The organism is Sulfobacillus sp. hq2, from assembly GCF_002903155.1.
Lineage (GTDB): Bacteria > Bacillota > Sulfobacillia > Sulfobacillales > Sulfobacillaceae > Sulfobacillus > Sulfobacillus thermotolerans.
The window spans coordinates 1-2141 of sequence record NZ_NWUL01000052.1; the positions used below are offsets into that span (position 1 = coordinate 1).

2 protein-coding genes are annotated in these 2141 nt (G+C 60.3%); both read right to left on the minus strand.

Annotation, left to right across the window (positions count from 1 at the left end; translation table 11 throughout):
* A partial coding sequence (locus tag CO251_RS17065) for an RNA-guided endonuclease TnpB family protein (RefSeq protein ID WP_146039129.1) occupies window positions 1-1447 on the minus strand: 1447 nt, incomplete at its 3' end.
* Window positions 1407-2096, minus strand: coding sequence for an IS607 family transposase (locus CO251_RS17070; RefSeq protein WP_103377028.1), 690 nt, complete (start codon window positions 2094-2096; stop codon window positions 1407-1409). The genes CO251_RS17070 and CO251_RS17065, both read right to left, overlap by 41 nt.
* Window positions 2097-2141 lie beyond the last annotated feature (45 nt).

Consider the following 2141-nt stretch of genomic DNA (forward strand, 5'->3'; position numbering starts at 1 on the left):
AGATCTTGAGCCATTTCTTGCGCAGGTTCAAGGCCCCCACTAGGTCGGCATTGCCGCCCCAGCCACAGGCGTAGCAGCGGAACACGTCCTTGCCCCGGCGGTGATGGCGGGTGGCTTCGCAGAACCGGGCTCCGAGATGGCCGCAGCGAGGGCATGCCTGACTGGTGAACTGGGCATCCCGAGTCACGACCAGGATCCCTTCGTGCAGAGCCATGTGCCGAACCCAGCGCATGATCTTCCCCCGCATCCAGTAGGATCGGCGGAGGTTCTGCCGCTTCATCCAGCCGGTGCGCTTGGGGTTTTTCATGCGGGACAGGGCCTCAAATACGATGACCCGGCTGCCGTGCCGTTTGGCGAAATCGACGATCTGGCGGGCGACCTGGTGGGCGATGGCGTCCTCTCTGTGCTTGAGATGCTCCCAGATCCGGTGATTCGCCTGGCGCTTGGGTCGCCCCCCCGTCTTCCGTTGCCGGACGGCGATGGCCTGGAGCCTGCGGAACCTCCGCTGCTCGTGCGGCCGTCCGGGAACGAAGAGAGTGCCTTTCACTTTCGCGCCATGAAACGCCACTGCTACGGCCAGGTTGTTCACGCCCAGATCCACCGTGGTCACCGGCAGATCGGGATTTTCCGCCAGCTGGTCTTTCGCCCGTTTGACGCGGATCGGGGTGGCCAGGGGCACGTGGAATCGCCAGCGTTTGCCATCATGAAAGAGGGTACCCGACTCCATGACGGGAATGCCGTCCTGTTGCCTCCCCTCGGTGGCCAGCAAGGTTTGGGCTTCCTCGTCCCGGCCAGCCTTCTTGATCATCCGCGCCTCGGCCCGCACCGCGTCCAGCCGGGCCTGCTCCGTTTCAGCTATCGCCAGCATGGTGCGCTGGTAGGGAGCGATGGCGACCGGGTACCCCTCGAATCGCCAAGATTGACCATCCCAAACTTTCACCCGCAGGAAGGAACGGGTTTCTTCTCGCACCAGAAGGCCCATGCCCTGGTAGAGCGTGACGGGCATCGAGCGGACAGTGGGGATGGCAGGAGCCTTCCCACGACGGTGTTCGGGCAGGGATTCCCAACGTTTGCGGTTGGCGCGATAGCTCTTCGCGATGCCGATGGCGCGGTTGATCGCCGCGCGGCGGAACACCACCGGAGCATCCTCCGCACCAGGAACATTGGAGAGAGGATAAGAAGGATGGGTATGGGCCGGAGTGGATACCGTGGCAAATTCCAGCCGGGTAAGGATGTCTTTGCTGGTAGGGGCACGTTCGGAAAGGATTTCGCCGGTTGCGGGATCTACCTTGACCACCGTGTCCCAGAATAAGGGGGTGGTCAGCAGGATGTTCAGGTAGAACTGAACCATTTGGGAAAACAGGGCCTCCGTCGACTCCAAAGCCTCCAGTTTGCCGGGATTGGCGTCAAGGAGCGGCAGAATCAGGGTCTTCATGGCTATGGCCAAAGGGGGATTCACCGCCTTTCTCGTGGTGCTCTTGAATGGTATCCGTGATTTTCTTCCGGAACCCCTTGCTCCGTCTACCGTAGAGCCGGGCGGAGAACACCGTCAGGATGGTGATGAGATCACGGGTCAGTTCTTCCTCGAAGGATGCCGGAGGCATATCCCGCGCGGTTTCCACCCGGACGTCAAAGGCCCGGAGATATTCGGTCAGGTAGCGATAGCCAAAGCGCGCCAACCGATCCGGGAATTCAATAAGGAGCACATCAAAGCCCCGTTTTTCAGCTAGGTGCAGGACGCGCCAAAGACCACGCCGTTTGTCATTGATGCCGGATGCCTGCTCCGCCACCACCAACACCGGATCATAGCCGCGTTTTTGGGCCTCTTCCAGGAGCCTTTCTTTTTGGCGCTCCAGGTTTCCGTCACGCGACTGCTTTGCAGAGGACACACGCGCATAGACGACACATCGGGTACCGAATCCCACCTGGCGTTTGGTGAGAAGCCGCATGATTTGGTCGGAACGATAACGGCGATACCCCGTAGGAGTTCGCTCTGACTGGATCGTTTTCGCCAGTTCCCATCGCCGCAAGGTCTTAGGCGTAACGCCTAGAATCTTTGCCGCCTTGCCAATGGATAAGTATTCTTCCATGTCCATAGTTTACCACCCAAAGGCATAGAAAGGCAAGGGTTGTTGCAGGTC

Excerpts from the sequence above, each read along its gene's own strand:
- CO251_RS17070 (WP_103377028.1), bottom strand. The coding sequence starts at position 2,096 with ATGGACATGGAAGAATACTTATCCATTGGCAAGGCGGCAAAGATTCTA.